Source organism: Nonomuraea lactucae, assembly GCF_003313395.1.
Classification (GTDB): domain Bacteria; phylum Actinomycetota; class Actinomycetes; order Streptosporangiales; family Streptosporangiaceae; genus Nonomuraea; species Nonomuraea lactucae.
In genome coordinates this window covers 1-7192 of sequence record NZ_QNFZ01000893.1, presented here as the reverse complement: position 1 = coordinate 7192, position 7192 = coordinate 1, and the positions used below count along the sequence as shown (strand labels likewise).

7 protein-coding genes and 2 pseudogenes are annotated in these 7192 nt (G+C 72.5%); 6 read left to right on the top strand and 3 right to left on the bottom strand.

Going from position 1 to position 7192, the window contains the following annotated elements:
• The 6 genes and pseudogenes from DQW85_RS47165 to DQW85_RS30880 all read left to right on the top strand — a co-directional run.
• Positions 1–241: pseudogene (locus DQW85_RS47165) on the top strand (FAD-binding oxidoreductase); the annotation flags it as partial.
• Position 242: 1 nt separating this feature from the next.
• Positions 243–1445 carry a (Fe-S)-binding protein gene (locus tag DQW85_RS30900; protein WP_113703335.1) on the top strand — a complete coding sequence of 401 codons (1203 nt, stop codon included), beginning with the start codon at positions 243–245 and terminating at the stop codon, positions 1443–1445.
• A complete protein-coding gene (locus DQW85_RS30895) occupies positions 1442–2197 on the top strand; it encodes an IclR family transcriptional regulator (protein ID WP_113703334.1) in 756 nt (251 codons plus the stop codon). The genes DQW85_RS30900 and DQW85_RS30895 overlap by 4 nt, the downstream gene beginning before the upstream one ends.
• A 9-nt stretch (positions 2198–2206) precedes the next feature.
• Positions 2207–2419: a DUF2277 domain-containing protein gene (locus DQW85_RS30890; RefSeq protein ID WP_113703333.1), complete on the top strand. Its 213-nt coding sequence runs from the start codon at positions 2207–2209 to the stop codon at positions 2417–2419.
• Between the two features lie 118 nt (positions 2420–2537).
• Positions 2538–4463, top strand: coding sequence for a hypothetical protein (locus DQW85_RS30885; RefSeq protein WP_113703332.1), 1926 nt, complete (start codon positions 2538–2540; stop codon positions 4461–4463).
• Between the two features lie 43 nt (positions 4464–4506).
• The gene (locus DQW85_RS30880; RefSeq protein WP_113703331.1) at positions 4507–4752 is read left to right on the top strand and encodes a hypothetical protein; all 246 of its coding nucleotides are present in this window, start codon (positions 4507–4509) and stop codon (positions 4750–4752) included.
• A gap of 18 nt (positions 4753–4770) precedes the next feature.
• Here the strand turns inward: DQW85_RS30880 and DQW85_RS30875 are convergent, their stop codons facing one another.
• The 3 genes and pseudogenes from DQW85_RS30875 to DQW85_RS30865 all read right to left on the bottom strand — a co-directional run.
• The gene (locus DQW85_RS30875) at positions 4771–5460 is read right to left on the bottom strand and encodes an HNH endonuclease family protein (protein WP_240197530.1); all 690 of its coding nucleotides are present in this window, start codon (positions 5458–5460) and stop codon (positions 4771–4773) included.
• A 262-nt stretch (positions 5461–5722) separates the two neighbouring features.
• Complete coding sequence (locus DQW85_RS30870) at positions 5723–6250, bottom strand: hypothetical protein (RefSeq protein WP_113703329.1); 528 nt, start codon at positions 6248–6250, stop codon at positions 5723–5725.
• Between the two features lie 107 nt (positions 6251–6357).
• A pseudogene (locus DQW85_RS30865) lies at positions 6358–7192 on the bottom strand (tetratricopeptide repeat protein); the annotation flags it as partial.

The window sequence follows — 7192 nt, the reverse complement described above, 5'->3', positions numbered from 1 at the left end:
CGGCTCGGCGGCGTCCGGCCGCCTGCACCTGGCGCCCGCAGGCGAGATCTCCGGTGAACGGCTGGCCGCCGCGGTGGCCGCGCTGCGCGGGCGGGCCCGCGCGGTGATCGTGCTCGCCTCGCCGTACGAGGGCGTGGACCGGTGGGGCGACGTGGGCGCGCTGCCGCTGATGCGGCGGGTCAAGGCACAGTTCGACCCGGGCCGGAGGATGTCTCCCGGACGGTTCGTGGGAGGGATCTGACGTGGACCCGGAGCTGATCAACGACTGCGTGCACTGCGGGTTCTGCCTGCCGAGCTGCCCCACGTACGTGCTGTGGGGCGAGGAGATGGACTCACCGCGCGGCCGCATCCACCTGATGAGGCAGCACGTCGAGGGCACCCCCGTGACTCCCGAGATGGCCGGGCACTTCGACGCCTGCCTGGGGTGCATGGCCTGCGTGACCGCCTGCCCGTCGGGGGTGCGCTACGACGTGCTGATCGAGCAGACCAGGGCCGAGGTGGAGCGGCTCCACCGGCGCGAACCCCGCGAGCGGGCGGTGCGCGGGCTGGTGTTCGGGCTGTTCCCCTACCCGCGCAGGCTCAGGCTGCTGCGGCCCGGGACACGGCTGGCCGGGCGGCTCCAGCCGTTCCTGGAGCGGGCGCATCCGAGCCTGGGGGCGATGGCCGCGCTCACGCCGCGGGCCGGGCGCCGGCAGCGGCTGCCGCGACTGGTCAGGGCCAGGGGCGAGCGCAGGGCCGTGGTGGGCATGCTCACCGGGTGCGTGCAGGGCGAGTTCTTCCCGCAGGTCAACGCGGCCACGGCGCGGGTGCTGGCGCTGGAGGGCTGCGACGTGGTGATCCCCGCCGGCCAGGGCTGCTGCGGTGCGCTCAGCGTGCACTCCGGCCGCTCCGACCAGGCGAGGCGGCTGGCCCGCCGGACGGTCCGGACGTTCGGGAAGGCCGGCGTCGACACGGTCGTGGTCAACGCGGCCGGCTGCGGGTCGTCGATGAAGGAGTACGGCGAGCTGCTCGGCGCGGACCCCGGGTTCAGGGTGGTGGACCTGTCGGAGTTCCTCGCGGAGCTGGGCCCGGCCGCGGCGCGGCACCCCCTGCCGCTCACCGTGGCCTATCACGACGCCTGCCACCTCGCCCACGCGCAGGGCGTCAGGGAGCAGCCGCGCTCGCTGCTGGCCGGCATCCCGGGCCTGGTGGTGAGGGAGGTGCCGGAGGCGGCGATCTGCTGCGGCTCCGCGGGCACGTACAACATCTTCCAGCCCGAGGCGGCCCGCGACCTCGGCGACAGGAAGGCCGAGGCGGTGGTGTCCACCGGCGCCGAGCTGCTGGTGTCGGCCAACCCGGGCTGCACGATGCAGATCGCCGCGGCAGTGCGGCGCGGCGGAGGCCGCATCAGGGTGGCGCACACGGCCGAGGTGCTGGACGCCTCGCTGCGGGGGGTCTCGCTGTGAGTAGCGTGCAGTCGGTCGAGCGGGCGCTCGACGTGCTGGAGGCGCTGGCCGAGCACGGCGGCGAGGCGGGGCTGTCGGAGATCGCGGCGCGGACCGGCCTGCCGTACGGGACGATCCACCGGCTGCTGAAGACGCTGCTCTCCCGCGGCTACGTGCGCCAGGAGTCGGACCGCCGCTACGCGCTGGGCGCCGGCCTGGTGCGCCTCGGCGGCGTGGCCGAGGGCATGGTGGGCGAGTGGGCGCGGCCGTACCTGGCCAGGATGGTCGAGCTGTCTGGCGAGACCGCCAACCTGGCCGTGCTGGAGGGCGACTTCATCGTCTACGTGGCCCAGGTGCCGTCGCCGCGCAGGTTGCGGATGTTCGCCGAGGTGGGCAGGCGGGTGCTGCCGCACAGCACGGCCGTCGGCAAGGTACTGCTCGCGGACCGGTCCGTCGAGGAGGCCGTGACGCTGCTGGAGCGCACCGGCATGCCGCGCCGCACGCCCAACACGATCACCGAGACGCGCGCCATGCTCGCCGAGCTCGCCCTGGTCAGGGACCGTGGCTACGCCCTCGACCTGGGCGAGGAGGAGCTGGGGGTGCACTGCCTGGCCGTGCCCGTGCGCGACGGCGCCCGGGTGGTGGCCGCGATGTCGGTGTCGGGACCGGCCGAGCGCATCGACGCCGTCGACCGCGACGAGCTGGCCGAGGGCATGCGGAAGATCGCGCATGCGTTCGGCGCCGAGCTGAGCCCGGTGGCCGGCGGGGGTTAGCGTGGGGGCATGTGCAGAAGCATCAAGACGCTGCGACCGCCGTACACGGAGGACGTCACCGAGGAGGACGTCCGGGCCGCGGCGCTGCAGTTCGTGAGGAAGATCTCCGGGTTCCGCGCGCCTGCGGCGCACAACGCGGAGGCGTTCGACCGCGCCGTGGAGACGATCACCCGGGCGTCGGAGGAACTGCTCGGAGCGCTGCGCGTTCGCGGAGGGCACTGAGCGGAGGCGTTGAGCGGAGGCACTGAGCGGAGGGCACTGAGCGGACGGGCGTTGACAGGGGCCGCCGCCGGGAGAAGTCTCCCCCGTGTACCCCCATCTCCATCCGCAGGGAGCTCCCATGATCAGCGGGCTGTACCAGGGTCAGGACGGCGACTCGCGCCTGGAGCTGCGGGTCGACGTGGACGGCCCGCGTCCGACGGGGCGGGTGAGCGGCGACCTCTTCTCAGTGGCCGGCTCGACCACCGCGTACGCCGGTTCGTTCGTCGTGCACGCGCCGGCCGTACGGGCCGAAGGGGAGAAGACCCGCATCACCGGACGCGGCGCCTTCACCTTCGACGCCCCCGCGAAAGACGTGAGCGTCACGATCAGCGCCGGGTCGGGCACCGCCGAGATCGCCGGGCGGAGCTATCCGGTGTCCTTCGCCTCCCCCCACTTCCGTCACGTGCTGCTGGAGCAGGACGCGGTGGCGGGGACCGTGCCGTTCGCGTCCTACCACACGGGGACGCTGCCCGGCCCCGCGAACCCGGCGGCCAGGGAGCTGAGCGTGACCGCCGCGTACGCCGAGGCGGGCATCGGGCTGACCCTGGCGGAGCCCGGCGTGATCCCGGCCGACGGCTCGGGGACCGACCTGGCATGGGATGACGCCGAGCTGCACCACGCGATGACGCGGCAGTTCAGCCAGTTCGGCGACGCGGTGGCCTGGCGGGTGTGGCTGCTGGTGGCGAGCAGGCACGTGGGCGGCTTCCGCGGCATCATGTTCGACTACAACGACGCGCACCAGCGGCAGGGCGCCGCCGTGTTCTACGACGCGATCAGGGGCGACACGCCGCAGGCGCAGCGGGCCCAGTTACGCACGTACGTGCACGAGCTGGGCCACGCGTTCAACCTGCTGCACTCTTGGCAGAAGCACCTCGCCAGCCCGCCCCAGCCGCTCGGCCCCGACGGCGGCTTCGGCGACCTGTCATGGATGAACTACGTGCAGAACTACCGGCCCGGCGGCGAGTCCGGCTACTGGGCGGCGTTCCCGTTCCAGTTCAGCGACGCCGAACTGGTGCACCTGCGGCACGGCTTCTACCGCGACGTGGCCATGGGCGCGAACGCCTTCGGCACGGGCGCTGCTGAGATCACACCGTTCGAGCTGCCGGTCGAGGACGCCTCCGGGCTGCTACTGGAGGTGCGGGCCAAGGAGTGGTTCGGCTTCGGCGAGCCGGTCGTGGTCGAGCTGAAGCTGTCCGTCACCGGCGAGCCGCGCACCACGCACGGCCACCTGCACCCCGACACCGAGTTCACCCAGATCTGCGTCACCCAGCCGAACGGCCGGACCGTCCTCTACCGGCCGATGATGCGCCACTGCGTCGACACCGCCGACGAGGTCCGGCTCGACGCCGCCAACCCCGCCGTCTACCGCAGCGCCTACATCGGGCACGGCCGCGACGGCCACTACTTCCAGCAGCCCGGCGAGTATCACGTCCGCGCCCAGTACGTCGCGGCCGACGGCTCGCGCATCGTCTCCTCGCCGTGCCGGGTCAGGGTGCGCTACCCGGTCGGGCCCGACGACCACCGGGTGGCGGAGCTGATGCTCGGCGAGGAGCAGGGCACGCTCTTCTCGCTGCTCGGCTCCGACTCGCCGGAGCTGCGCTCCGGCAACGAGGCGCTGGACGAGCTCATCGACCGGTACGGCGGCCACCCCCTTTCCGTGTACGCCCGGATGGTCAAGGGGCTGAACGCCGAGCGGGAGTTCAAGGCGCTCACCCCCGGCAATCGGCTGCGCATCCGGCCGCCGGACCTCAAGCAGGGCATCGAGCAGCTGACCGCGGTGGCCCGCGAGGCGGGCACCGGAGACGTCCTCGACAACATCACCCTGAACATGGTGATGCGCCGCCTGGCCAGAGCCGAGGCGCGGCAGGGCGACCTGGGGCGGGCGAACGCGGTGCTGGACCGGATGGTGGCGGTGTTCGAGGGGAAGGGCGTCAACCCGATCGTGCTGGCACAGATCAGGCGCCAGGCCGAGCGGACGAAGGCGGCGCTCGGCGCCGGAGCCTGACCGGGGCTGGCCACACCTGGTCCTGACGCGGTACACCAGTCAGATGGCGCCCTATCTCGTCGGCCCGGACGGGCTCCGCGTGGAGCCCGTCCAGCTGCGCGTCGACACGGTGCACTGGCTGTTCGTGCGCATGATCGAGCCGGCCGCCCGGCCCGGCGAGATCTGGTACCGGGTCACCCGCCACGGCCACGCCCTCGGGATGGGCTACTACCAGCTCGACCAGTTGCAGGAGCTCGTGGACCTCGCCGACCTGCGCGGCCCGTCCGAGGCGGGCGAGGAGACGGCGTGAGGCCGCCCGCTCCCGCCGTCAGCAGGAGTCGAGGATGCGGTCCATGGTGTCCTTCTCGGCCCGCGTCACCCAGAGCTCGTACTTCGCCTTCACGTTCACCTGCCTGGCGATGTAGGCGCACCGGTACGCCCGGCGCGGCGGGAGCCAGGTGGCCGCGTCCGAGTCGCTCTTCTGGTTGTTGAGCGGGCCGTCCACGGCGAGCAGGTTCAGCGGGTCGTTGGCGAACTCCCTGCGCTTGGTGGCCGTCCACTTCTGGGCGCCCTTCTGCCAGGCGTCGGAGAGCGGGATCAGGTGGTCGATCTGGACGTCGGAGCTGGTGTCCTGGCCACGCTTGAAGGTGATGGTCCTGCCGCTGTACGGGTCCTCGAGGACGCCGCTGACCACCACGCAGTCGTGGGTGCCCGCCTTGAACTTCTCGTCACGCAGATCCCGTTTGAGGATGTCGTTGCGGGTGTCGCAGCCGTTGCGGTCGACGTCCGCCCAGGCGGGGCCGAACTTCTCCCGCTCGAACCCGGTGCGCGGCGCGCGGCCCTTCACGGCCAGCCCGGCCAGCTTCTCGCGGGCCTCACCCACGTCCGCCTTGTCTGCCTTGTTCGCTTTGGAGGAGACCGGCCCGCCGCCGTCGGGCCCCGTCCGCGCGTCCAGCCCTCCACACCCGGCGAGCGCCACCACCGCGGCTAACCCCGCCAAACCCACCCGAACCCGCACACCCACTCCTAGACTTTTAGATTTCGTAAATTTTAGGTATAGCAAGTACCCTCGATTGGCCAAATCTCCCCTGGTCACGTCTAACATCCCTTGGGACAAATGGGATACTCCCCGGCTTGGTGGTGGGGCTGGAGCGACAGGACTCCCGTTCCCTCCGCCTGTCCGGGGCATCAGACGGACCGGTGGCGGCGCTTTACGCTGCGGCGCACCTGCTTATGCGGGCCCGCGGCGACTCCCTAGGCTGGAGGCGATGGACGACTTCTTAGACCTCGACGAAGCGCAGCTCGACATGGCGGTCGAGCGCTTCCTCATGCGGGTCGCACCCAGAGTCCCCGACGTTGACCGGCCCGGCGAAGCCCCGGTCACCGGCCACCTGGCACGTTCCCGATGCCGCTCTGTCACGGCGACGCACCCCGTCGCGCACCCCGTCAGGGGCCATCGGCACGCCGACCCGCGCAGACCCTGCGCCGCCAGGGCCCGCCCGGCGCGCCAGGACCCTCGATGCGCCTTCCGGAATGCCGCGCGCGGTCCTCTGCGCGACTGGGCGGACTACCGGGCGGACGGCCCACCGGCCCGTCCGGTGGACGTTCCACCGGATCCGCGCGTGAACCTTCCACCGGATCCGCCCGTCGACGGTCCGCGGGCGGGCGTGCCCCCCGAGGGGGAGCCCGCCGAGGGGGAACCCGCAACGCGCACGCACGACCTCCCGCACCCCGACGGTGAGCCCGCCGTCCAGGGCGCGCCCGGCCAGTCCGGCGCCTGCGAGCACCGCCCGAAGCCGGACCACCACGCCCGCTCCGACTACTTATTACGTTTATTACGCCGGTCGGGCGGGTCCGACGACGAGGTGATGCACGCCGGCCGATGTCACCGAGGTGCCAGGTGCCCCTTGACGGCCTAGAGGCCGTACTCCTTGACGATGCGCTCGTGCCGCTCGACCTCGACGTCGACCTCACGCGCCAGGTCGAGCCAGGCCAGAGGGTGCGACCAGCGCTCGGTGGCGTCGTCGAGCAGGGCGTCGACCTCGACCGCGGAGACGTCGGGCGGCACCGCGACCCAGCCGAACACGCCGGGCAGCGCCTCACCGCTCGCCGGGTGGGAGACGGTGTAGTTTTCGTCGCTGTAGACCCACATGGGCCAGCCACGCTCGGCCATGACCTCGGTGAACTCGGCCCAGTCCTCCTCGCTCGGCGCGGCGCCGTCGAAGAAGTAGCTGGTGTAGCCGCCGGGACGCAGGATGCGCACCGCGGCGAACGGGGGCACGAAGTTCTGCTGCTCCTGCGGGTCCTCGGGGACCGGCTCCAGCAGCTGGGGGTCGAACACCACCAGGTCGCCGGCGTTGTAGTCCATGCCGCGCGGCTGCGGCAGGGCCAGCCTGGCGGTGGCGGGGCCGGTGCGGATCGACAGCACCTGGCGCTGGCCGCCGTCGGGGGCGGGGAGGATGACCCTGATGAGGCCCATCTCCTCCTCGATCGGCCCCTCGGTGGACTTGATCGGCATGCCGATCCTGGCGGCGCCCTTGCGGACGGTGTCCCAGTCCTCGGCCGAGGTGGCCAGGACGACCATGCGCCAGACGTCCTCGTCGGCGAGCTCGTCGATGACGTCGGCCAGCGCCTGGGCGCCCTTGGCGTTGTCGTCGAGCTGCTGGGCGGCGCCCGCGACGAGGCGGCGGGCCTCGATGCCGGCGCCCGCGGCCAGGGCGTGCTCGGCCTCCCCCAGGGCCTCGGCCCAG

Bases quoted from the DNA above. Each gene is read 5' to 3' on its own strand.
- DQW85_RS30885 (WP_113703332.1), top strand. From the start codon at position 2,538: ATGATCAGCGGGCTGTACCAGGGTCAGGACGGCGACTCGCGCCTGGAG.
- DQW85_RS30880 (WP_113703331.1), top strand. From the start codon at position 4,507: ATGGCGCCCTATCTCGTCGGCCCGGACGGGCTCCGCGTGGAGCCCGTC.
- DQW85_RS30890 (WP_113703333.1), top strand. From the start codon at position 2,207: ATGTGCAGAAGCATCAAGACGCTGCGACCGCCGTACACGGAGGACGTC.